The sequence below is a fragment of the Hydrogenophaga sp. 2FB genome, assembly GCF_005503365.1.
In the GTDB taxonomy this organism is placed as follows: domain Bacteria; phylum Pseudomonadota; class Gammaproteobacteria; order Burkholderiales; family Burkholderiaceae_C; genus Hydrogenophaga.
Map to the genome: position 1 here is coordinate 63,680 of NZ_SCML01000004.1, position 22,483 is coordinate 86,162.

General features: G+C 62.7%; 25 protein-coding genes and 1 pseudogene. 7 read left to right on the forward strand and 19 right to left on the reverse strand.

Going from position 1 to position 22,483, the window contains the following annotated elements:
• From FFS09_RS03570 to FFS09_RS03590, 5 genes are all read right to left on the reverse strand, one after another.
• The gene (locus FFS09_RS03570; RefSeq protein WP_137917486.1) at positions 1 to 1,224 is read right to left on the reverse strand and encodes a hypothetical protein; all 1,224 of its coding nucleotides are present in this window, start codon (positions 1,222 to 1,224) and stop codon (positions 1 to 3) included.
• 311 nt (positions 1,225 to 1,535) lie between these two features.
• Entirely contained in the window at positions 1,536 to 1,988 is a 453-nt protein-coding gene (locus tag FFS09_RS03575; protein WP_137917487.1) for a hypothetical protein, read from the reverse strand.
• A gap of 119 nt (positions 1,989 to 2,107) precedes the next feature.
• The gene (locus tag FFS09_RS03580; protein WP_252374216.1) at positions 2,108 to 3,613 is read right to left on the reverse strand and encodes an AAA family ATPase; all 1,506 of its coding nucleotides are present in this window, start codon (positions 3,611 to 3,613) and stop codon (positions 2,108 to 2,110) included.
• A 353-nt stretch (positions 3,614 to 3,966) separates the two neighbouring features.
• On the reverse strand, positions 3,967 to 4,683 hold the full coding sequence (gene arsH / locus FFS09_RS03585) for an arsenical resistance protein ArsH (RefSeq protein ID WP_137917489.1): 717 nt from the start codon (positions 4,681 to 4,683) through the stop codon (positions 3,967 to 3,969).
• Complete coding sequence (locus FFS09_RS03590; protein WP_252374217.1) at positions 4,670 to 5,266, reverse strand: arsenic resistance protein; 597 nt, start codon at positions 5,264 to 5,266, stop codon at positions 4,670 to 4,672. Before FFS09_RS03590 ends, arsH begins: the two co-directional genes overlap by 14 nt.
• 224 nt (positions 5,267 to 5,490) lie before the next feature.
• Between FFS09_RS03590 and istA the strand changes: the two genes are divergently transcribed.
• The gene (gene istA, locus FFS09_RS03595) at positions 5,491 to 7,014 is read left to right on the forward strand and encodes an IS21 family transposase (RefSeq protein ID WP_137917491.1); all 1,524 of its coding nucleotides are present in this window, start codon (positions 5,491 to 5,493) and stop codon (positions 7,012 to 7,014) included.
• 84 nt (positions 7,015 to 7,098) lie between these two features.
• Positions 7,099 to 7,902: an IS21-like element helper ATPase IstB gene (istB, locus tag FFS09_RS03600; RefSeq protein ID WP_008904314.1), complete on the forward strand. Its 804-nt coding sequence runs from the start codon at positions 7,099 to 7,101 to the stop codon at positions 7,900 to 7,902.
• Between the two features lie 60 nt (positions 7,903 to 7,962).
• On the opposite strand, the gene FFS09_RS03605 is transcribed toward istB, so the two are convergent.
• The 5 genes from FFS09_RS03605 to FFS09_RS03625 all read right to left on the reverse strand — a co-directional run bounded on the left by FFS09_RS03605 (position 7,963) and on the right by FFS09_RS03625 (position 11,756).
• Positions 7,963 to 8,541, reverse strand: a complete 579-nt coding sequence (locus tag FFS09_RS03605) for an arsenic resistance protein (protein ID WP_252374218.1) — start codon at positions 8,539 to 8,541, stop codon at positions 7,963 to 7,965.
• 65 nt (positions 8,542 to 8,606) lie between these two features.
• Positions 8,607 to 9,107 carry an arsenate reductase ArsC gene (locus tag FFS09_RS03610; RefSeq protein ID WP_137917492.1) on the reverse strand — a complete coding sequence of 167 codons (501 nt, stop codon included), beginning with the start codon at positions 9,105 to 9,107 and terminating at the stop codon, positions 8,607 to 8,609.
• A 22-nt stretch (positions 9,108 to 9,129) separates the two neighbouring features.
• Positions 9,130 to 9,456 (reverse strand): ArsR/SmtB family transcription factor, encoded by a 327-nt coding sequence (locus FFS09_RS03615; protein WP_137917493.1) that lies wholly within the window; start codon positions 9,454 to 9,456, stop codon positions 9,130 to 9,132.
• A complete protein-coding gene (gene arsJ / locus FFS09_RS03620) occupies positions 9,449 to 10,711 on the reverse strand; it encodes an organoarsenical effux MFS transporter ArsJ (RefSeq protein WP_137917494.1) in 1,263 nt (420 codons plus the stop codon). Before arsJ ends, FFS09_RS03615 begins: the two co-directional genes overlap by 8 nt.
• A 1-nt stretch (position 10,712) precedes the next feature.
• Positions 10,713 to 11,756 (reverse strand): ArsJ-associated glyceraldehyde-3-phosphate dehydrogenase, encoded by a 1,044-nt coding sequence (locus FFS09_RS03625; RefSeq protein ID WP_137917496.1) that lies wholly within the window; start codon positions 11,754 to 11,756, stop codon positions 10,713 to 10,715.
• Positions 11,757 to 11,938: 182 nt separating this feature from the next.
• On the opposite strand from FFS09_RS03625, the gene cueR reads away from it, so the two are divergent.
• Both cueR and FFS09_RS03635 read left to right on the forward strand, forming a co-directional pair.
• Positions 11,939 to 12,487, forward strand: a complete 549-nt coding sequence (gene cueR, locus FFS09_RS03630; protein ID WP_354595864.1) for a Cu(I)-responsive transcriptional regulator — start codon at positions 11,939 to 11,941, stop codon at positions 12,485 to 12,487.
• An 18-nt stretch (positions 12,488 to 12,505) separates the two neighbouring features.
• A complete protein-coding gene (locus FFS09_RS03635; RefSeq protein WP_137917497.1) occupies positions 12,506 to 14,707 on the forward strand; it encodes a copper-transporting P-type ATPase in 2,202 nt (733 codons plus the stop codon).
• Between the two features lie 115 nt (positions 14,708 to 14,822).
• On the opposite strand, the gene FFS09_RS03640 is transcribed toward FFS09_RS03635, so the two are convergent.
• The 5 genes and pseudogenes from FFS09_RS03640 to merT form a co-directional block, all read right to left on the reverse strand.
• The gene (locus FFS09_RS03640; RefSeq protein WP_137917498.1) at positions 14,823 to 15,107 is read right to left on the reverse strand and encodes a CopK family periplasmic copper-binding protein; all 285 of its coding nucleotides are present in this window, start codon (positions 15,105 to 15,107) and stop codon (positions 14,823 to 14,825) included.
• Positions 15,104 to 15,166 (reverse strand): annotated as a pseudogene (locus tag FFS09_RS31665) (hypothetical protein); the annotation flags it as partial. The gene FFS09_RS03640 and the pseudogene FFS09_RS31665, both read right to left, overlap by 4 nt.
• 67 nt (positions 15,167 to 15,233) lie before the next feature.
• The gene (locus FFS09_RS31020) at positions 15,234 to 15,458 is read right to left on the reverse strand and encodes a GDCCVxC domain-containing (seleno)protein (RefSeq protein ID WP_137917499.1); all 225 of its coding nucleotides are present in this window, start codon (positions 15,456 to 15,458) and stop codon (positions 15,234 to 15,236) included.
• On the reverse strand, positions 15,455 to 15,736 hold the full coding sequence (merP, locus tag FFS09_RS03650) for a mercury resistance system periplasmic binding protein MerP (RefSeq protein WP_171019862.1): 282 nt from the start codon (positions 15,734 to 15,736) through the stop codon (positions 15,455 to 15,457). Before merP ends, FFS09_RS31020 begins: the two co-directional genes overlap by 4 nt.
• Before the next feature lie 14 nt (positions 15,737 to 15,750).
• Positions 15,751 to 16,125, reverse strand: a complete 375-nt coding sequence (gene merT, locus FFS09_RS03655; protein WP_137917501.1) for a mercuric ion transporter MerT — start codon at positions 16,123 to 16,125, stop codon at positions 15,751 to 15,753.
• A gap of 75 nt (positions 16,126 to 16,200) precedes the next feature.
• Between merT and merR the strand changes: the two genes are divergently transcribed.
• Positions 16,201 to 16,620, forward strand: coding sequence for a mercury resistance transcriptional regulator MerR (merR, locus tag FFS09_RS03660; protein ID WP_212745047.1), 420 nt, complete (start codon positions 16,201 to 16,203; stop codon positions 16,618 to 16,620).
• 115 nt (positions 16,621 to 16,735) lie between these two features.
• Here the strand turns inward: merR and FFS09_RS03665 are convergent, their stop codons facing one another.
• The 4 genes from FFS09_RS03665 to FFS09_RS03680 are packed head-to-tail and all read right to left on the reverse strand — an operon-like array spanning position 16,736 to position 20,146.
• Entirely contained in the window at positions 16,736 to 17,098 is a 363-nt protein-coding gene (locus FFS09_RS03665) for a copper-binding protein (protein ID WP_137917503.1), read from the reverse strand.
• Positions 17,099 to 17,133: 35 nt separating this feature from the next.
• Positions 17,134 to 17,625: a cupredoxin domain-containing protein gene (locus tag FFS09_RS03670; protein ID WP_137917504.1), complete on the reverse strand. Its 492-nt coding sequence runs from the start codon at positions 17,623 to 17,625 to the stop codon at positions 17,134 to 17,136.
• A gap of 58 nt (positions 17,626 to 17,683) precedes the next feature.
• Entirely contained in the window at positions 17,684 to 19,072 is a 1,389-nt protein-coding gene (locus FFS09_RS03675; protein WP_137917505.1) for a multicopper oxidase family protein, read from the reverse strand.
• Between the two features lie 30 nt (positions 19,073 to 19,102).
• The gene (locus tag FFS09_RS03680; RefSeq protein WP_137917506.1) at positions 19,103 to 20,146 is read right to left on the reverse strand and encodes a TolC family protein; all 1,044 of its coding nucleotides are present in this window, start codon (positions 20,144 to 20,146) and stop codon (positions 19,103 to 19,105) included.
• A gap of 208 nt (positions 20,147 to 20,354) precedes the next feature.
• On the opposite strand from FFS09_RS03680, the gene FFS09_RS03685 reads away from it, so the two are divergent.
• Both FFS09_RS03685 and FFS09_RS03690 read left to right on the forward strand, forming a co-directional pair.
• Positions 20,355 to 21,038, forward strand: a complete 684-nt coding sequence (locus tag FFS09_RS03685) for a heavy metal response regulator transcription factor (protein ID WP_137917507.1) — start codon at positions 20,355 to 20,357, stop codon at positions 21,036 to 21,038.
• Between the two features lie 11 nt (positions 21,039 to 21,049).
• Positions 21,050 to 22,426, forward strand: a complete 1,377-nt coding sequence (locus FFS09_RS03690; protein ID WP_354595865.1) for a heavy metal sensor histidine kinase — start codon at positions 21,050 to 21,052, stop codon at positions 22,424 to 22,426.
• Positions 22,427 to 22,483: the final 57 nt, after the last annotated feature.

Below are 22,483 nucleotides of genomic sequence, written 5' to 3' on the forward strand. Positions count from 1 at the left end.
TTACCTCACGCGCTTGATGGTGAACCCGTTGGCACTAGGCGCAGGGGCGCTCTGCTGTCCGAACAGCGGGTTCGCCGTCGAGTACCGCGTCAGTTCGTCATAGAACCCTTCGTCGATGGAGCCGTTTCGCTTTCTGTACTCGCGACCCAGGCGCGCAACTTCCATGTCTCGCTGAGCCAGCTTCTTCGCTGTCTCAAGCATCAGCTTCCTGCCATCGGGCGTTGTGGCAAGACCGGGAACCATGTTCACCAGGAACTGGCGGTCAGCATCGGACATTGCTCCAGGCATGCCCGCACCTCCCGAGGGATTGCGAAGTTCGAGAGCGATTTCGCCGGACAACGCCTGCGCGGCTTCCTTGTTGGCCATGTTGGGGTCCAGGTTGAACCCGAGCGAGTTGGCCGCCTTCGATACTTCGAGACCAGCGCCTGCAAATTTGCCGGTGTTCACTCCGTCCAAGAGCTGGCCCAACCGGTCGTAGCGGTTCACTTTGGTCTGCGCCGAGAAGCCAGCGTTTTGCATGTTGGCGTACGCGTCACCGAAGAACTTGCCAACCGACTTGGCTTCCTCGCCTTCTTGCTTCAACACCACGTTGGTGTTTGCGGCAGGTGCATGCGAGGTCTGCTTCTTGAGCCCGTCGAGGATGAATCGTTGACGAACTGCAGGGTCCTTGATGCCGGCTGCATCGAGCATCTCTTCGAGGGAAGTTCTCTTCTGCTGCTCGGGAACAGACGCAACTGGCCGCCCGTCAATCCCGTATCGCGTCTGCCCCGGAGAAAGCGTGAACGCTTCGCCCTGTTTGGGAAACAGCTTCTGTTCAAGCACCTTGTCAGCAAACGGAGACGCGGGGTCCATGAGGTACTTCTGCACAACCTCCTGAGACGGAGATTGAAGTTGAGTCGTGCCCGTGAACTGGTCGAGTTCAACGGGCTTGGGCTCCAACAAGGTGGGCAAGCCGGCGCGCCACTTATCCTGGGCCACCTGCTGCGCGCCCTTGCGTTCAAGTTCCTGCATCTGCATGTCGCGGTACTTGCGCTGCGTGGCGCTCTCCTGCTCTTGCGTGACTCGGTCTTGGGCCTGTGCATAGCCGGCCAATCCAGCCAGGCCACCTCGCCCGATGCTGTTCAACGGTTGCCCACGTCGGGCACCGGCCAAGCCACCGAACGCGGCAGAGAGCAAGCCCTGACCTTCTGGGGTGGAGACGAAATCGAGAAGACCCTTTGCCATTTGAGATTCCTTTTGCCTTGCGAATGTTTACTGAGGCGTCTCTTCCCGCTCAGCCCATGGGACCATGGGAATCAGTCGGGACATCTCGGGCACCTCGTGCCACTGCCCCGGCTGAGATGGCAACCGGAAGAAGAAGACCGAGGGGCCTACGTACAACGTCGCCGAAGCCTCTGTGAGCAACGGCATGAGCCAAGGGAATTGACCATTTGCGACATTCACGGCGTACTTCGAGAAGGCGTCATGTCGCTCCGCATCTGTCGTGGGAAGCGGCGTAGGTTGCTGATTGAGCCAATGGCTCAAGACTAAAACTGTCATCTGCTCTCACTTTCTGAACCTTGATTGCAATCCGTATCACGTTCTGCGTCCACCCCGAGAAATGGGCATTTTTCGGGATGCTCTCGGAAGAAGCGGCGAGCCTGTCCCAGAACGTTCTGCACGGTCTTCATGCTGTAGCCGATGGACAAGGCGTTTGATTCCCTGCTCTGGTCTGGCGCGAGTGACAGGGCGTAGGCGCGAAAGCTCTCAAAGAGTTCAACATCGGAGGTCGCCATGCGCCCGTGCTCCTTTTCAAACCAGTCGGCGATTGCGCGATGTCCACGAAGTACCTCCCCGAACAGCTCCTCAGTACGCTTCTTCGGGCGCCCTCTCCGCTTGGGAGTCGCCCGCTCCTTCGGGTGAAAGCCGCGCATGAATGTGGTGACCGCATTCGCGTGGAGCAGCTGCGAAAGCTCATCCTCCAGACTGGAACCCTGGCCCGCATTCATCGATTGGCCACGCTCCTGAAGTCCTCCTCCGGTTCGCTCCTCCCCCCTATAGGGGGAGCGGAGACTTTCGGAGACTCCGGCACTCTCCGGAAACGGAGAAAACGGCGAAGTTCGGAGATTCATGCCAACCATAGCCACCCCTCATTCAGCCCAAGCACGCCACGGGAAAGAAGGCCGGTAATCGCCTCCCTGGCACGGCTGTTTCGCTTGTCGGTAGGGCACGTCAGGCGAGCGGAGCCGGCAGCCACGGCAGCATCGAGTTCGACACATGGTCGCAATGGGGGCGCCCCGGGCTTCCCGCTCTGACCTTCCTTGAACAACGGGCGAAGCGCCTCCAGCACTAGCCGCTGATTGCCCCCCGCCGGAAGTTTGGCGCGCTGCACTTCCTCGCAAACCTTGTCACGCATCACCACGCACGATGTGATGGCGTCCCCGTATTCGTCGGTCCCGAGCATCTCGACTTGCAGCCGGAACGCTTTCACCTCCCCGTCCGCGCCGTCTTTGGACTTCGCCACCCGCCACTCCCTGCGCTCACCCTCTCGCGACACCTCGACCGCTGCATCCATGGCAGCGAACAGGGAACTATGCCCACGGAGCCCACGCGTTGCGTCCTTGCCGGTGTGATGCACCAGCACCACCAGTCCGGCGATGAGCGCCTGCAGGTGTTTGGCGGCTTCAAGAATTTCGCCCATGTCCTTTGAGCTGTTTTCGTCTGATGTGGGCGCGGCTCGATTCAACGTGTCGAGGAACACGACCGCGCCATGAGGAACCACAGCCGCCAGGTCATGCACGTCCCGCAGGTCGGTCAACTTGAATGGCTGGAGGAGCATGTGCAGGGAATGCGGAAGGCCACGCCCCCTGTGAGCCTCCCAAGCTGCGACCCGGAGTCGAAACCCGCCCTCACCCTCCAATGCTGCATAGACCACCGGGGCGGTCTCAGTGCGGCAATCGAACCAGCGCGCACCCTCAGCGATGGCGGCAGCCATGTCCAGGGCGAGGAACGATTTCCCCGAGGCGCTAGGTCCGTACAACCCCGCGAGGCCGACAGCAGGAAGGACACCACGAACGCGCCAGGCCAGCGGCGGGAGAGCAGCAAGGTCAGAAGCGCTCAGCAGCTTGTACCGCTGTGCCGGCGCCTTGGGGGTGGACAGAAGAGCCTCCACCGCATCCATGCCGTCACGCTGGGCCAAGTCATTGATGTCCGAATTCTGCGGCCAGCCTTCGGGCATAGCCATGTACTCGATGCGCAGGTCTTGTGCGAGTGCCTCCGCCTCGGGCTCCTTGCCTACATCCGGAACCACGACTAGGCATGCGGACGGGTCAGCGGCACGCAGCTCGGTCGCAACCGTCCGAACCCTGCCCCAGCCAAAGCACACCACCGCAGGCCGACCAGTCGCCTTCCACGCGGCCCATGCCTGACCGATGCCCTCGCACAGGTACACCAGCGCGCCAGGAGCGAGGTCGCCAACGACGTGCCACCCCTGCAAGCTCGCCCCCGGTAGATTCAGCTTGGCCGGCCTTCCGGCCGCCTTCAGGCGTGCAGCCGTCTCTGGTGCCGCGATAAGCTGCAGGCTGGAAATGGAGCCATCCGCACGCCGAACAGGAACGACCAGCGCCCCCGCCATGCGCTCGCCAGCGATGACCAGAGAGTCACCGTCAGGCACCACGCGCAGGCCATCGGGGACGCCCTGCTTCTGCTGGATGTAGGAGTGCGCCGTCGTAGCGGCCTCACAGCGTTCCCAGACCTCGGAGGGGTCTGCCCCATGCCGCGCTCGGTTCGGACGCTCCTGGGACCGTCTGGGGGCCAATGCACGGCCAGCCATGGGCTTCTGGGCATCCACGGTCCAGATGAGCTAGAGGGGTAAGCGACTCGGCGCACTTATGCCAAATTGTTGAATTGCGCCGATCTGTGACTGGGTCAGTGTTCAGTGGAAGACAACAGCTACTTCCTGATAGGGAGAAAATTCCCATTCTTGACCTATATCGCCAATTGGTTCACCCGCTGCATCAGTTGCTCGGCACTTTCCTTGCGTTCGCTGTAGCGGTCCACCAGGTACGGCGCCGCGTCGCGCGTGAGCAGGGTGAACTTCATCAGTTCCTCCAGTACGTCCACCACGCGATCGAAGTAAGCCGATGGCTTGAGGCGGTCGTGTTGGTCGAACTCTTGAAAGGCCTTGGCGATCGAGGACTGGTTGGGAATGGTGAGCATGCGCATCCAGCGTCCGAGCACTCGCATCTGGTTGACCGCGTTGAACGACTGCGATCCGCCGCTGACCTGCATCACCGCCAGCGTCTTGCCTTGCGTGGGCCGCACCGCACCCAGCGCGAGCGGTATCCAGTCGATCTGCGCTTTCATGATGCCGGTCATGGCGCCGTGGCGCTCGGGCGAGCACCACACCATGCCCTCGGCCCAGGCCGCGAGCTCTCGCAGCTCGACCACCTTGGGGTGAGTCTCGGGCGCGTCATCGGGCAGTGGCAGGCCGCTGGGATTGAACACGCGCGTCTCGGCACCCATGGCCTGCAGCAGGCGGGCCGACTCTTCCACCACCAGGCGGCTGAACGAACGTTCGCGCAGCGAGCCATAGAGCAGCAGGATGCGCGGCGCGTGCGTTGAGGGGTTCGCGGGGCGAAGACGTTGTGGGTCCGGTGTCTGGAAATGTTCGGCGGCCAGTTGCGGCAAATCAGCGAGAGGCATGAATGCGTTTTCCAATGTCGTCGTGTGATGTGTTGAGGAGTGTGCACGCCGGTCTCCAGGCGTTGACCAGTGCCACCAGCGACAGCATCACCGGCACCTCCACCAACACCCCGACCACGGTGGCCAGCGCCGCGCCCGAGTTCAACCCGAACAGCGAGATCGCGACCGCCACGGCCAGTTCGAAAAAATTGGACGTGCCGATCAGGCACGCCGGCCCGGCAATGTCGTGACGCAGCTTGAGCCACTTCGCGCCCCACCAAGTGATGAAGAAGATTCCGTACGACTGCAACACCAGCGGCACCGCGATGAGCGCAATGACCAACGGCTGCGCGACGATGGTCCGCGCCTGGAAGCCGAACAGCAGCACCACGGTGGCGATGAGCCCGGCTACCGACCAGGGCTTGAGCCTGGCCACGAAGGCGCCCAGAGCGTGATCGGATTTTCTGCCCAGCAGGTGGCGCGTGGCCATGCCGGCCAGCAGTGGCAGCACCACGTACAGCACCGTGGACAGCAACAGCGTTTCCCATGGCACGCTCACGTCGGTCACGCCCAGCAGGAAGGCCGCGTGGGTATTTCGGACCAACGTGACCGCTGATTTCGGTATCGTGACCGAGGATTTCGGCCCATCGTGACCGACTCCGTTTTCGGTTCATCGTGACCGGCCGTTTCGGCAACGTGACCGATCATTTCGGTCATCGTGACCGCCGTTTCAGCCCACGTTTTTGTGGGATCTGAAGCCAGGCGGTGCTGCGTAGAGAACTCAACCCGGGCGTCCTAACCTCGACGGCTTTTGCCTTCAGGAGCCGGATGCCCAAACCTCGAATTTCTCTACGCATGATCAAAGACGTTATCCGCCTGAAGTGGCAGGCCGACCTCTCTCACGAGCAAGTCGCCGCCACCCTCAACATCTCCAAAGGGGCCGTGGCCAAGTACGTTGGCCTGGCCCATGCTGCTGGCCTGGATTGGGAGACTGTCCAGGATTGGAGCGAGCAGCGACTGACCTCCGCCCTGCTGCCCAAGGCCACCACCTCCCAGCCCTACATCACCCCCGACTGGGGCCGCATCCACCGCGAACTCGACCGCAAGGGCGTGACACTCATGCTGCTGTGGCAGGAGTACGTGGAGGCCCATCCCCATGGTCGTACCTGGCGCTACACCCAGTTCTGCGGTCACTACAAGGACTTCGCCCAAACCCTCAAGCGCTCGATGCGCCAGCACCGGCGCGCCGGCGAGAAGCTGTTCATCGACTTCGCTGGCTCCACGGTGCCCTTGCGCGATGGCGCCCGTGCCCAGGTCTTCGTCTCGGCCATGGCCGCCTCCAGTTGCGTCTTTGCCTGCGCCACGCCCGCGCAGCGCCTGGATGACTGGGTCGAGGGCATGGTGCGCGCTCTGCACTTCTACGGGGGTGTGCCGCAGCTCATCGTGCCTGACAACGCCCGTGCCGTGATCGCCTCGCCAGACCGTTACGAGCCACGTGCCAACGAGACGGTGCAGGACCTGGCCCGCTACTACGGCACCTCGGTGTTGCCTGCACGCCCGCGCGCGCCACGCGACAAGGCCACAGCCGAGAGCTCGGTTCAGGTCGTCACACGCTGGATCCTGGCCAGGCTGCGCCACCAGCGATTTGAGAGCGTCGCTCAGGTTGACGCGGCCATTGCGCAGCTGCTCCCCAGCCTGAACGAGCGGCCGTTTCAGAAGCTGGCGGGCAGTCGCGCCAGCGTGTTCGCCGAGCTGGACGCCCCAGCCCTGATGCCGCTGCCGCAGCAACCCTATGAACTCGCGCGCTTCAAGACCGTGAAGGTCCATATCGACTACCACGTCGAGATCGACGGTCATCGTTACAGCGCACCGCACCCGCTGGTCGGTCAGACGCTGGAGGCTCGCATGACCGGACGCGGCATCGAGTTGCTCTTGCGCGGCCAGCGCGTGGCCGCCCACGCGCGCAGCGACAAGCGTGGGGGTTTCTCTACCGTGGAGGCACACATGCCCGCGGCCCACCGCGCCCACATGGAGTGGACGCCACAGCGCCTGATCGAATGGGGGCAGCGCATCGGTGTGGCCTGCGGTGAGTTGATCACCCGTTTGCTGCAGACCTACAAGCATCCCGAGCATGGCTACCGGTCTTGCCTGGGTTTGCTGAGCCTGTCCAAGAGGTACGGCCCGGTGCGGCTGGAGGCCGCCTGCGAACGGGCGCTGGCCTTGGGCACATTGCGCTACAGCCATGTGCGTGACTTGCTGGCCAACAACTGTGACCAGATCACGCCCCAGTCCGAGTCGGACTGGACCAGCCCGGCGCACGCCAATCTGCGCGGCCCGGGCTACTACCAGTGAGGTGGCGCCACCGCCGCCGCCACCGCCACCGCCACCGCCCCCATGGTTTCTATCTCCAATCCACGGCTTCAGGACATCATCACCATGCTCAACAACACCACCATCGCCCAGCTGCGCTCCCTCAAACTCGTGGGCTTCGCCGATGCCTTGCAACAGCAACACGAACAGGCCGACTGCCTGAATCTGTCCTTTGATGAGCGCCTGGCCTTGCTGGTCGAGCGCGAGGTCTACGCCCGCAGTGACCGCAAGCGAGCGCGTCTGCTGCAACAGGCGCAGCTCAAGTACCCCTCGGCCACCTTGGAGGACGCCAGCTTCGAGGGCATCCGGGGAATGGACCGTCCGGCCCTCATGGGCCTTGCGCTGTCCACCTGGATCGATCGCGGCGAGACGGTGACCCTGGCCGGTGCCACAGGCTTGGGCAAGACTTGGCTGGCGTGTGCGCTGGCCCAATACGCGTGCCGGCAAGGTCGCTCCGCGCTGTACTTGCGCGTGCCTCGACTGGCAGAAGAGCTGCGCATCTTGCATGGGGCCGGCAGCTTCCGACGCTGGCTACAGCAACTCGCCAAGATCGACGTGCTGGTGCTGGACGACTGGGGCATCGGACACCTGGACGCCGCCACGCGTGCCGATTTGCTGGAGGTCATCGATGACCGGGTGGGGCAGCGCGCCACCATCATCGCCCACCAATTGCCCATCGAGCATTGGCACGCCTGGCTGGGCGACCCCACCGTTGCCGACGCCATTCTGGACCGGTTGCTGCAGAGTTGCCGGCGCTTCAGCCTGGACGGTGAGTCGCGACGAACGGGCCGCACGGCGCGCACTGCAACTGTTTCAAAAACGACCATCAAGGACCCCCATGAAGACCTGACAGCCTCTCCAAAACCGTAAACTCAACCCCCTACGCAGCACCGCCAGCATCACGGCGGTCACGATCGCCGAAACGGGCGGTCACGTTACCGAAACGGCGCTGAGAACATCGCTCTGACCACCGGTCACGATGCGCCGAAATGACCGGTCACATTCGCCGAAATACGCAGCCGCGATGGGCGCATACGCCACGACCATGATGAGGTCGTTCACCGAGACCTGCACCAGGGTGTAGTTGGCATCGCCTTTGACGAGCCGGCTCCAGACAAACACCATCGCCGTACACGGCGCGACGCCGAGCAGGATCATGCCGGCGATGTACTCCTTGGCCGACTGCGGATCGACCCAGGGTGCGAAGAGGTATTGGAAGAACAGCACGCCCAGCGCTGCCATGGTGAAAGGCTTGATGAGCCAGTTCACCACCAGGGTGAGCACCAGGCCCTGGGGACGCCTGCCGACGCCCTTCACGGCTGACCAGTCGATCTGGATCATCATCGGGTAGATCATCACCCAGATGAACACGGCGACCACGAGGTTGACGTGCGCGATCTCCAGCGCTGCCACCGCCTCGAAGATGCTTGGCAGCGCCAAGCCCAGGCCCACGCCTGCAGCGATGCCTAAGGTCACCCAAACCGTCAGATAACGTTCGAAAAGTCCCATACCCGATCACCTTGAAACGAAAACACCCAGGGCGCAGATGGCGCCTGGGCGTGGATGTCAGAAATTCAGGCCTTGACGTGGCCGATGCTGGTGAGTTCCTTGTGCAGCGCGAGCTTGTCCAGCTTGTCCATGGGCAGAACCATGAAGAGCGAGATGCGACGGCTCAGCACCATGAAGCTGTCGTTGAACGCGCGACGGATAACCTCTTCACTCCCTTTCGCGGCGGCTGGGTCTTCAACCCCCCAGTGGGCTGACATCGGTTGGCCTGGCCAAACGGGGCATACCTCGCCAGCCGCTTTGTCACACACAGTCAACACGAAGTCCATCACAGGCGCATCAGGACTCGCGAACTCGTCCCAGTTCTTGCTGCGCAGACCCGTCGTCCTGAAGCGGTTGCGCTCCAGCAGTTCGATGGCGTGCACATTGACCTGGCCGGCGGGATGGCTACCCGCGCTGTAGGCGTGGAAGCGGCCAGCGCCTTGCTGGTTGAGGATGGCCTCGGCCATGATGCTGCGCGCCGAGTTGCCGGTGCAGGTGAACAGGACGTTGTAGGTGGGTTTCAACATGGGGATCTTTCAGTGTGGAAGTTCAGGGACAGTCGGTGCAAACGACCTGGTTGACTTCGCATGGCTGGCCTTCGCAGCAATGCGCGGTGAGAAAGCCCAGCAGCCCGTTCATCTGCGGAATGCTGGCGCGGTAGATCAGGTGGCGGCCGTCGCGCTTGCTGCTGGCTAGTCCGGCATACACGAGTTCCTTGAGGTGGAAAGAGAGCGCGGTGGGCGAGCTGCCCAGCGCTTCAGCCATCTGGCCGGGCAAGACCCCCTGCGGCCCTGCGACCACCAGCATGCGGAAGATGCGCAGGCGCGTTTCCTGCGCCAACGCCCCGAGGGCGCGGATCACTTCGGCTTCATCCATGGTGCAGTCCTTGATTTTTCGCGAGGGTATCGGCCTGCTTCTTCACAGGCAGTTGCAGGGTGAGCAGCCAGCAGATCACCAGCATCACGGCCGATCCCACCAGCGCGTAGAGCAGGCCACCCCACTGGTACAGCAGGCCGGACAACAGCGTGCCCATGAAGCGTCCCAGTGCGTTGGCGGCGTAGTAGAAGCCCACGTCCTCGGCGGCTTTTTCCGAGCCGGCGTACGCGAGGATCAAGTAGGAGTGCACCGACGAGTTGACGGCGAAGGCGAAGCCGAACAGGCCCAGACCGCCGACCACCACCCATTCCAAGTTCGGCACCCGCAGGTAGACGGCGATGGCGATGCCGACCGGGACCAGCGCCAGCAGTGCGGACCACAGGCGCGCGGCAGGCACCTCGGCGCTCAGGCCGTCGGCACTGCGGCGCACCAGTTGCGGCGCGAGCGCCTGCACCATGCCATAGCCAATCGTCCAGGCGGCCAGAAAACCGCCCACCATGGTGAAGGTCCAGCCTTGTGAGTACAGGAACACCGGCACACCTACCACGAACCACACGTCGCGCGCACCGAACAGCACGACGCGCGCCGCGGCCAGCGCATTGATGCCGGCGTTCTTCGCGAACAACTCCTTGGCTGATTTCGATGCCTTGCTCTTGCCCATCATCGCGGGCAGTGAGGTGACCACCCCGATCAGCACCAGCGCGAGCAGGCCCGCCATGCACCACAGCGACACCTGAAAGCCGAGCGATTCCAGCAGCAGCCCGCCCAGAAAGAAGCCCACGCCCTTCATCGCGTTCTTGCTGCCCGTGAACCACGCCACCCACTTGAACAGTTGGCTGGAACCCTGCTCTTTGGCTTGCGAAGCTGTGACCTTGATCGCCGACTTGCTCGCGGTCTTGGTCAGATCCTTCGCCACGCCGCAAATGCCTTGGGCCAGCACCACCCAGGCGACCGACATCGCGGCCGTCCATGCCGGATCGAGCATCGAGAGCAGTGTGAAGCCGATGATCTGCGTGACCAGACCCACGGTGAGCATGCGCGTGATGCCGTAGCGCGTGGCGAGCCAGCCGCCGATCAGGTTGGCCAGCACGCCCGCCGCTTCGTACAGCAGGAAGAGGAACGCGAGCGCGAACGGCGAGTAGCCCAGCTTGTAGAAGTGCAGCAGCACCAGCATGCGCAGCGCGCCGTCGGTGAGCGTGAAACCCCAGTAGGCGGCGGTGACGATGGCGTAGTTGCGGGCGGCGTGTTGCTGCATGTCAGATGCCTGCGGACTGCATGTGGCAGGCCAGGTCGACCATGCGGCAGGCGTAACCCATCTCGTTGTCGTACCAGGCGTAGACCTTGAGCAGCGTGCCGTCGGTCACCATCGTGGAGAGCGCATCCACAATGGAACTGCGCGTGTCGCGTGCGTAATCGGCGCTGACCAGTGGCCGCGTCTCGTAACCGAGGATGCCCGCCAGCGAGCCCTTGGCCGCGTTGGCGAACAGCGCGTTCACCTCCTCGGCGGTGGTCTCGCGTTTGAGCTCGAACACACAGTCGGTCAGCGAGGCGTTGAGCGCCGGCACGCGCACCGCGTGGCCGTTGAGCTTGCCCTTGAGTTCGGGGTAGATCAGCGCGATCGCCGTGGCGCTGCCGGTGGTCGTGGGCGCCAGGCTCATCAGCGCGCTTCGGGCGCGGCGCAGGTCCTTGTGCGGCGCGTCCACCACCAGGTTGGTGTTGGTCGGGTTGTGCAGCGTGGTGATCTGGCCATGGCGGATGCCGATGGCCTCGTGCACCACCTGCACCACCGGCGCCAGGCAGTTGGTGGTGCAGGATGCAGCGGTCACGATGCGGTCGCGCGCGGGCTCGTACTGCGTGTGGTTCACGCCGACCACGATGTTGAGCACGCCCCCCACCTTCACCGGCGCGGCCACGATCACGCGCTTCGCGCCCCGGTCCAGGTGGCCCTGGATGGTGTCGGGCGTGAGGAACTTGCCGGTGCACTCCAGCACCAGGTCCACGCCCAGATCGCCCCAGGGAATCTCCGCCGCCGTGCCGTGGGCGCTGAACGACATCCGCCGTTCACCGATGCGGATGGCGTCTTCGCCCTCGGCGGCGATGTCGGCGCGCCACTTGCCCTGCACGCTGTCGAAGGCCAGCAGGTGGGCGGTGGCGGCGGCGCCGCCCTTGAGCTCGTTGAGGTGCACCACCTCCAGCCGGTTGCCCGCGCGCGGGTCGTCGCTCTGCCGCTCGGCGGCCCCCATGGCGGCACGAAGTGCCAGACGCCCGATGCGGCCCATGCCGTTGATGCCAACCTTCATGCGGTTCTCCGTTGGGAAGTCAATACAATTATTCAATAAGTATTGAACTATTGCATAAACTTGTGACAACGGCGTGACGAGGGTGATGGGGGTCGGACAGCCGCCGAAGGGGTCTTGACCTTCCCATGGTGGCAAGGTGCATCCTTCACATTGTTCACAACCCTGCCTTCACGGAACGCACCATGACCACCCTGATGAACATTGGCGAAGCGGCCAACGCCGCCGGCGTCTCTGCCAAGATGATTCGCCACTACGAACAGATCGGCCTGCTGCCCGCAGCCGAGCGCAGCGAATCGGGGTACCGCCTGTATGGCGGGCGCGAGGTCTCGGTGCTGCGCTTCATCCGCCAGTCGCGCCGGCTGGGTTTTTCGGTGGCGCAAATCGCCGAGCTGATCGGCCTGTGGAGCGACTCGCAGCGCAGCAGCCGCGAGGTCAAGGCCGTGGCGCAGCGCCACCTCGCCGATCTGGAGGAGAAGCGCCGCGAGATCGAGCAGATGATGCAAGGTCTGTCGGTGCTGGTGCAGGCCTGCCACGGCAACGACCAACCCCATTGCGCCATTCTGGACAAGCTCTCGCTGCACAGCCCCGCCCAGCACCAGCCCGACCACAAACCGCAGCTTCGGAAAGGGCGCGTCTCGCGCGACGAGGCCGCGGCCGGCAGTTCCAGCACCATCGACCTCATGGCCTGGGGTGTTCATGTGCACCACGCCGACAAGCCCACCACCTTTTGACGTCAGGGAGAACAAGACATGGACACACACGCACACCACCACAACAACAACCATCACCACCACCCTGCGGGCCACGCGGCCACCCCGCCGCCCGCGCCGCCCGGCCCGCCCGGCACGCACTACACCTGCCCCATGCACCCGGAGATCCGCCAGGACCACCCGGGCAACTGCCCCAAATGCGGCATGTCGCTGGAGCCGGTCATGCCCGAACTGGAAGCGGACGAGAACCCGGAACTGGTGGATTTCCAGCGGCGGTTCTGGTGGACCTTGCCCCTCACGGTGGTGGTCGCCGTGCTGGCGATGTTCGGCCACAACCTCGGCTGGTTCGACATGGCCACACAGAGCTGGATCGAGCTGGTCCTGACCGTGCCGATCGTGCTGTGGGCCGGCTGGCCGTTCTTCGTGCGCGGCGCGCAATCGATCGTGAACCGCAGCCCCAACATGTGGACGCTGATCGGCCTGGGCACCGGTGCGGCGTTTGTGTACAGCGTGGTGGCCACGGTGGCGCCGCAGGTGTTTCCCGACTCCTTTGTGTCGATGGGACGCGTGGCGGTGTACTTCGAAGCGGCGGCGGTGATCATCTCGCTCACCCTGCTGGGTCAACTGCTGGAGCTCAAGGCGCGGTCGCAAACCTCGGCGGCCATCCGCTCGCTGTTGGGTCTGGCGCCCAAGACCGCGCGGCGCATCTCGGCCGACGGCCAGGAAGAAGACGTGCCGCTGGCCCACGTCCATGTGGGCGACCTGCTGCGCGTGCGCCCCGGCGAGAAGGTGCCCACCGACGGCACCGTGGTCGAAGGCAGCAGCGCGCTCGACGAATCCATGCTCACGGGCGAACCGCTGCCGGTGACCAAGCGCGTCGGCGACAAACTCATCGGCGCCACGCTCAACACCAGCGGCGCGCTGGTGATGCGCTCCGAGCACGTGGGCTCGGACACCGTGCTCTCGCAGATCGTGCAGATGGTCGCCATGGCGCAGCGTTCGCGCGCGCCCATGCAGCGCATGGCCGACCAGGTGGCGGGCTACTTTGTCATGGGTGTCGTGGTGGCGGCGCTGCTCACCTTCTTCGGCTGGGGCCTGTTCGGGCCCGAGCCGAGCTGGGTCTACGCCCTTATCAATGCGGTGGCCGTGTTGATCATCGCCTGCCCCTGTGCGCTGGGCCTGGCCACGCCCATGTCCATCATGGTGGCGACCGGGCGCGGCGCTACCCACGGCGTCTTGTTCCGCGACGCCGCTGCCATCGAGAACCTGCGCAAGGTCGACACACTCATCGTGGACAAGACCGGCACGCTGACCGAAGGCCGTCCGAGCTTCGAACGCGCCGTGGGCCACGGCAACTTTCCGGAAGACGAAGTCTTGCGCCTCGCCGCCAGCCTGGACCAGGGCAGCGAGCACCCGCTGGCCGCCGCCATCGTGGCCGCGGCGAAGCAACAAGGGCTCACGCTGGACAAGCCCGAGCAGTTCGATTCCGAGTCCGGCATCGGCGTGAAGGGCGTGGTGGGTGGCCAGTCGCTCGCCCTGGGCAACACGGCGCTGATGCAACAGCAGGGTGTGGATGTGACGCCGCTGGCCGCCGAGGCCGAGGCGCTGCGCGCACAGGGCGCCAGCGTCATGCACCTCGCGGTGGACCAGGCACTGGCCGGTCTGCTGGCCGTGTCCGATCCGATCAAGGCCACCACGGCCGCTGCGCTGGCGTCGCTGCGCCAGGCGAACATCCGCGTGATCATGGCCACGGGCGACGGCCTGACCACCGCACGCTCCGTCAGCCAGCGCCTGGGCATTGACGAGGTGCACGGCGAAGTGAAGCCCGCCGACAAGCTCAAACTGGTGGAGAAACTCCAAGCGGAGGGCCGTGTGGTAGCGATGGCAGGCGATGGCATCAACGACGCGCCGGCACTGGCCCGCGCCGATGTGGGCATTGCCATGGGCACGGGCACCGACGTGGCCATGAACAGCGCCCAGCTCACATTGGTCAAGGGCGACCTGCGCGGTATCGCCACGGCCCGCGCCCTGTCGGTGGCCACGATAGCCAACATGAAGCAGAACCTGGGTTTCGCCTTCGTCTACAACGCGCTTGGTATTCCTCTCGCGGCAGGCCTGCTGCACCCGTTCACCGGCTGGCTGCTCTCACCCATGATCGCTGCGCTGGCCATGAGCCTCAGCTCCGCGTCGGTGATCGGCAACGCGCTGCGGCTGCGTGGCGCGGTCATCCGGGAAGAGTGAAGCAGGCGCAGACATCCAACTGAAAAGACCTTCTCTCCAGCATTGGCGAGAAGGTCTTGAAGGTCTGGCTCGAACGCAGTGCAGGCTTGACCGCTGGAGCGCAAGTGGTCCAGCCTCAGTTGCCGTGGCCTTTGTTCAGCAAGACATGCAGACGGGCCACTTCGTTGCCCATCGTCGTGATGCTTTTCCCATCGGCCGTCTGGACGACTTCACCCTTGCTGAGGTGAATCACACCACCGAACTTGCCTTCTTTTGCCATCAGTCCGTCCTTGAAGACATAGAGCTTCTCGCCGCCCTGCAGCGAAATGACCTGCTTGGCCTCGGACTGGGCTGCGTCCATCGCGAAAGCGGGCGCCATGGCGGCCATTGAGAGGACGAGAATGTTGAGCTTGCGAATCATGAGTGTCTCCTGGGACAAGAATCACATTGGTCGAATGAATCAATGCGGTACAGCGTACAAGTCCAGTTTCACCAAACACCCCTGACCGCATGCTTGCGAATGCATTACATCTTGGTCAGTGCAAAGTCAGGATGTCTTGCAGCAACTCAATTGACCGCCCTCTTGGATCGGCGGGCAGGGCACCGTTCCGTAGGAGCAGTAAACGCAGCAGTCGCCGGCCTTGGGACGAAGGACCGCGTGGCATTTCTCGCACGCATAAAACCACTGGCAAGCGTCGGTGGGCATGGCTTCGGCTTTGCTGTGCCCGCATTCAGGACAGGTCAACACCGAAGTGCGTATCACCTCGGTCAAGGCCTGACTCCCGTGACGGTTGACGGGAAGCCGGCGTCCTTGGTCGCCCGGGTCAGGGCTTCCAATGAAACCTGGGTATCGTCGTAAACCACCGTGGTCTCCCGCCTGCCCAGGTTGGACTTCACGTCGACCACGCCGCCCAGTTTCGTCAGCGCCTTCTTGACCGTGATGGGGCAGGTGGCGCAGGACATACCAGGGACGGAGAGCGTGGCGATTTGCTGCGCTGTCCACACAGGCGCACTCAGCACAAATCCGACAGCGATCAAGATGCGTTTCACAGGCAGGCCCTTCATCAGTAGAACCAGTGGGCGATCAGCGGGAATCCCATCGCGGCGACGAGCAGCAGCACCACGACACCGAAGAGCAGTTTGTATGTGCGGTTGACGCGGGGAATCGCGCACACCTGGCCTGGTTCGCAGGCAGCCGCTGGCTTCCAGATTCTTCTTGCTGCAAAGAACAGCGCCACCAGCGATGCCCCCATGAACAGCGGCTGATAGGGCTCCAATGCCGTCAGATGGCTGATCCATGCTCCCGAGATGCCCACCATGATCAACACCAGTGGGCCGAGGCAGCAGGCCGATGCAAACAGGGCGGCAAGACCCCCAGACAGCAGGGCTTTGCCGCCCTGGTCGGTTGCGGGATCGGAGGTGGTGGGATGAGATGGCATGGGGTAACCTTAGTACCGTACCCAAGTACGGAGTCAAGCGGCGTGATCAACCCCCACACCCCCATCGAGACCGGCATGACGATTGGCAGTCTTGCCAAGGCTGCCGATGTCCATGTCGAGACGATCCGGTTCTATCAACGCAAGGGATTGATGCCCGAACCGCAGCGCCCATCGGGAGGGATTCGGCGCTATGCGGAAGCTGATCGATCTCGACTCCATTTCATCAAGACAGCCCAGCGCCTTGGATTCAGTCTGTACGAGATAGCGGAGTTGCTTCAGCTCGAAGACGGAGCCAGTTGTGCCCAGGCCCGAGCTAAAGCGCAGGTCAAGCTCCAAGACGTGCGGGCCAGGCTCGAGGACTTGCGACGAATGGAGGGAGCGCTGGAGGGATTGGTTCGCCTGTGTGGCGCTTCCAGAGGCAAGGTTCGATGCCCGCTGATCGTGGCCTTGAAGGACGATGCGTCGTTGAGTGCCGGAGCCGGCGTTTGCGCTTGAGACTAGCGCGTTGCCTCATTTCTAGCCACCAAATCCGGGCACAAAAAAAAGACAGGGCCCGGTTGAAATAACCAAGCCCTTCGCGAGAGGTGTCTCAGTAGGTCGGCGAGTCAGATCATTTACCGGATTGAATGTCGGTGACGATCATTTTTCCGGCGTCCTGAATGACGACGAACTGAATCTTCTGTCCCACCTGGACCTTGTCCAGCATGGCCTTGTCCTTGACATTGAACACCATGGACATCGGGGGCATGTCCAAGTGTTTGATCTCGCCGTGCTTGATCGTGATCTTGCCGTTTTCCTTGTCAATCTTGCGAACTTCGCCGTCGGTCATACCCGGTGTGGCTGCCGTGCCTGTCTTGCCTTGGTCCACGCCCATCTTGTTGTGGTCCATGGTCATCTGTGCCATCGACGGCAAGGATAGTGAAAGCGCGGCAGCAGCGAGAAGTTGCGCCACTGTTTGGGTACTTTTTTTCATGATGTCATTCCTTGAATCAAGATTTCGCGAAGGGTTTATTTGGCAACGACCTTGATCTTGCCAACCATGCCTGCCTCGTAATGGCCAGGCAGCAGGCAGGCGAAGTCAAACTCGCCGACCTTGTTGAAGTTCCAGATGATCTCCCCTTTTTTGCCAGCCGCCACGTGAGCCATGTAGGGCTCGTCGTGTTCCATGCCGGGGAACTTCTTCATCAGCGCCGAGTGCTCATCGAGTTCCTTCTTGGTTCCCAAGACGAATTCGTGCATCACCTTGCCGTTGTTGACGTGAACGAACTTGATCGTTTCGCCTTGCTTGACCTCCACGAGGTCGGGCGTGAAGCGCATGTTGTCCGTCATGCGGATCTCCACCGTGCGTTTGACGGCATTCGGCAGGCCGCCGATGCCCCATTCCTTTTGCTCCATTTTCACGGGAGCCGTTCCCTTGGCATGTTCTTTTTCGCCATGGGCAAATGAGGCCGTTGAGGCTGCAAGAATTGCGGCCACGATCAGGGTTTGAGTGATTCGCATACGAGGGTTCCTATCGACGGGTGGGGGGTGATATGAGGGAGGGAGGTGAACAACGTGATCAGTGCTTCATGGCCGCGCCACTGGGCTTGACCGCTGTCGCCTTGGCAGGCGCTGTGTCTGCGCTGGCCTTCGGCCTGACAGCTGGCAACGGTGCGCCGGTCCATTCGTGCGCAACGGTGCCTTCAGGGAATTTGTAGGGCCCTGGGTCCTTGTAGTCGCCGGGCTTCTGATCCTTGCGCACCTTGAACACCGTGAACATGCCACCCATTTCAATCGGGCCAAATTGCCCAGTGCCGGTCATCATGGGGGCGGTGTTCTCGGGAATAGGCATCTGCATTTCGCCCATGTCGGCCATGCCGCGTTCGCCCATCAGCATGTAGTCAGGCACCACCTTCTGGATCTTGTTGACCAGACCACGGTGGTCCACGCCAATCATGGTGGGCACGTCGTGGCCCATGGCATTCATGGTGTGGTGGCTCTTGTGGCAGTGCATCGCCCAGTCGCCTTCCTCATCGGCAATCAGCTCGATCTGGCGCATCTGCCCGACCGCCACATCGGTCGTCACTTCGTACCAGCGCGTGCTGGGTGGCGTCGGACCGCCGTCAGTGCCCGTCACCAGAAATTCGTGGCCGTGCAGGTGAATCGGATGGTTGGTCATCGTCAGGTTGCCCACGCGGATCCGGACGCGGTCGTTCAGGCGCACGTTGAGCGTGTCGATGGCCGGGAACACCCGGCTGTTCATGCACCAGATGTTGAAGTCGGTCATCGTGGCGGTTTTGGGTGTCTTGCTGCCGGGCTCGACGTCAAACGCATTGAGCAGGAAGCAGAAGTCGCGGTCCACCTCGCTGATGTGGGGGTGCTTGGCCCTGGGGTGGGTGACCCACATGCCCATCATGCCCATGGCCATCTGGACCATTTCGTCCGCGTGAGGGTGGTACATGAAGGTGCCCGGGCGGCGCGCTTCGAATTCGTACACGAAGGTCTTGCCCACGGGGATGGCGGGCTGGTTGAGGCCGCCCACACCGTCCATGCCGTTGGGCAGCCGCTGGCCATGCCAGTGAATGGTGGTGTGCTCGGGAAGCTTGTTGGTGACGAAGATGCGCACCCGGTCGCCCTCGACCACTTCAATGGTCGGGCCCGGGCTCTGGCCGTTGTAGCCCCACATGTTGACCTTGAAACCGGGCGAGACTTCGCGCACCACCGGCTCGGCCACCAGGTGGAACTCCTTGACGCCGTTGTTCATCTTCCAGGGCAACGTCCATCCGTTGAGCGTCACCACAGGGTTGTAGGGTCGGCCGGTGGTCGGCACCAAAGGGGGGGCGGTTTCCACGGAGGTCTGGTAAACGGGTTCGGGCAAAGCAGCCATTGCAGACCTCGCGACGGCCAAACCGGCTACCGAAGCAGCAGCACCTGCGAAGAATTGACGACGTGAATTGAGGAGGCTCATGCTAATTTTCTTTCCGTGCTTTCAATGCGTTCAGTGACCGGCAGCGTTCGCGGGCTCACCCCCGCCACCGCCCAGGGAGACAAAGCTGTCCGGAGCGCCACCTTGAAGAACCCACTGCAGGTCGGTCTCTGCGATCCAGAAGTCCCGCTGCGCTTCGATGGCGCTGGCCACCGCTTGCGACTGGCTGGAAACCTCTCCTAACAAGTCCCACACGCTCTTGAGCATGCCGTTGTAGTGAAGAACGGATTCTTCGGTGATGAACTCACGCACCTTCAGCACCTCCTCGCGTGCACTCGTGGCCAGGGCATGACTGGACAGGTAGGCCTGGCGCGCCTGGCGGGCATTGGCCCCGTTTCTCATGCCCTCTGCACGCGGCAGTTGTGCCGCGATGGCCGCAGCCCGTCCGTCCAGAACCTGTAGCGACAGAGCCTGGGCAGGCAAGTCTGGCAATTGATCTGGGAGGGCGACTGCGGTGTGCATTCCCGTGAGTCCCAGTGTCCTGATCAGAGCAGCCTCGGCCTGCGTGGCAGCATAGTGCGCTCGTCGCACATTCATCCGGGCGGACGACTGCGCCAGTTGAACCTGGGCCTGCTGGAGCTTGCTCCAGTTGCCCACGCTCACCATCCGGCGACCCAACTCGTTACCGGCCTCGGCCGCCTCCTGAGCATTGCGGTGTTGCTTGAGCACCTGACGGGCGGCGACGGCTTGAAGCCACGCCTTGCGGCCCTGTGCGGCGACTTCCAGCAGCTCACCCAGATCGTCCACCTTGCGCTGCAGGATCGGATCAAGCTCGGTCCACTGCCCTTTGGCAATCAGATCCACGTTTGCTGAACCGATGCGGTTCATCGGCGTGACCAGTTCACGGTGAAACAGCCATGCTTGGCGCACTGCGTCTTCGGGTGACATGAGGCTCAGACCGGCCACAGCCTGTTCCTGGCTTTGCGCAGCGGGCGCATTTTCTTTTTCCCATTTGAGAATGTCCGCATGGCCACGCTTGTACTGCCCAACGGCGTCGTTTGCCTCACGCCAGTTCTTCTCGGCGGGCGCGGGTGCGATCTGGGCAAATACGACCAAGGGGAGGGACAGCACAGCCAGAGCGATTGCCCGCAGTGCTGGGGAGGGATAACGTCGATGTATCACTGATTTGCTCCTGTAAACCGTTTCAAGCTGCCGGCAGTTTGCAAAAGGCACCCCGTCGGGAACCTTTCGGCTTCCTTACAAAGTTGTCAGGTCCGGTTTCGAACTGCCGCTGACGGCGAAAATCCCCTCGCTAGGAGTGCACGTGAAAATTCTGATTGTTGAAGATGAACCCAAGACAGGTGACTACCTCCGCCTAGGTCTGCGCGAAGCCGGCTACGCCGTTGAGTGGCTCACCAACGGGGTTGACGGGCTGCACCATGCTCTGGAGGGCGACCACGACCTCATCATCCTGGACGTCATGCTTCCAGGCATGGTTGGGTGGCAGATCCTCAAGGATTTGCGCGAACAAGGTCGCCAGATGCCCGTGTTGTTCCTGACGGCCAAGGACCATGTGGATGACCGTGTAAAAGGGCTGGAACTGGGTGCGGATGACTATCTGGTCAAACCTTTCTCGTTCTCCGAGCTTCTGGCACGGGTGCGCACCCTCCTGCGCCGGGGGCGCTCGGGTATGGAGCCCACCACCCTGCAGGTCGCGGATCTGAAGCTGGATTTGCTGCGCCGTCGGGTTACCCGCGCGGGCAAACGCATCGACCTGACCGCCAAGGAGTTTGGTTTGCTGGAGCTGTTGATGCGCCGCAAGGGTGAGGTTTTGCCTCGCTCGCTGATCGCCTCTCAGGTGTGGGACGTCAATTTCGACAGCGACACCAACGTCATAGAGGTGGCCATGCGGCGACTGCGTGCCAAGGTGGACGATGGGTTCGACTGCCGTCTCTTGCAGACGGTTCGAGGTATGGGTTACGTGCTAGAAGAGTCGGAGCCATCTTGATGATCCGGCGCTTGACCCTCACCGCCCGCCTGACTGTTCTCTACACCCTGGTTTCAGCCTCGGTTCTCCTTGGCCTCGGAGTCCTGGTTGCGTGGTCCACCCATTTGCACTTCGTCGATCTCGACCGTCACTATCTGCAGGACAAGGTGCAACTGATCCAGAGGATCGTGGATGAGACGCCAAGCACCGCCGAGCTTACCGCCAAGCTTGATGAAATGCTGGACAGCCACCACGGCCTGTTCATCGCAATCACTCGTGACAATGAACAACTGTTTGGGACAAGCCGCATCTCTTTTCCACCCGAGCTCGCCGCTCGAAGCACCATAGGCCAGCCCATGGACTGGGCCGATGGCGAACGACAATTGCGCGGATTGAGCACTGAGTTGTCGACAGACCAGGTGCCTGGCGGACTTGCAAGTTCAATGAAGCGCATTCGCTTGTCACTCGCCCTGGACACGCAACACCACGACCATTTCATGCAGGTATTGCGCCAGCAGTTGGCGATATACGTGCTGATTGCCACCCTGCTCAGTGGTTTGCTGGGTTGGTGGGCTGCGCGCCGCGGCCTGGCCCCACTGCGGATCATGAAGGAGCGAGCGCTCAAGGTGACCGCCCACAAGCTCGACCAGCGGATGCCTATCGAGGCGGTGCCTGTCGAGATGGCAGAACTGGCCAACAGCCTCAACACGATGCTGGAGCGATTGGAACTGGATTTTGCGAAGCTGATGGAGTTCTCAAGCGACCTCGCACATGAGCTGCGCACACCCATCACCAACTTGTTGACACAGACCCAGGTATCCCTCTCACAACGCCGCGATTCAGACACCTACCGCGACATCCTCGCCTCCAACGCCGAAGAGCTCCAGCGCTTGGCGCGCATGGTGTCCGACATGCTGTTTCTTGCGAAGACCGACCACGGCATCCATCTCCCGAATCGAGAAAATGTCGCGCTGGACGGCGAGGTAGCGAGCCTGCTGGATTTCTACGATGCCGTCGCTGAGGAAAAAGAGGTTCGCCTCAGAGTGGCGGGGTCCGGCTCAGTGGCGGGCGATCGCCTGATGATCCGGCAGGCCATCAGCAACCTGCTCTCCAACGCACTGCGGCACTCGCACCCTCGCAGCGATATTGAACTGGCCATCAATCCTATCGAGGACGGCATCACCTTGTGTGTGACCAATTCGGGCGACCAGATCGATGCTTCTGATCTGCCACGGTTGTTCGATCGGTTCTACCGAGTAGACAAGTCGCGCACCCATCCTTCATCGGATGGCGCTGGCCTGGGCTTGGCCATCACCAAGGCCATCATGCTCGCCCATGGCGGCAGCGTATCGGTCACCTCGACAGCAGAAGAAACGAAATTTTGTTTGCGGTTTCCGCGTCAGCGCTGAAAGGGCTTTGTCACTCTATCCACCGCCAGCCTTGCCGAGCTGGAGGCAACCTACATC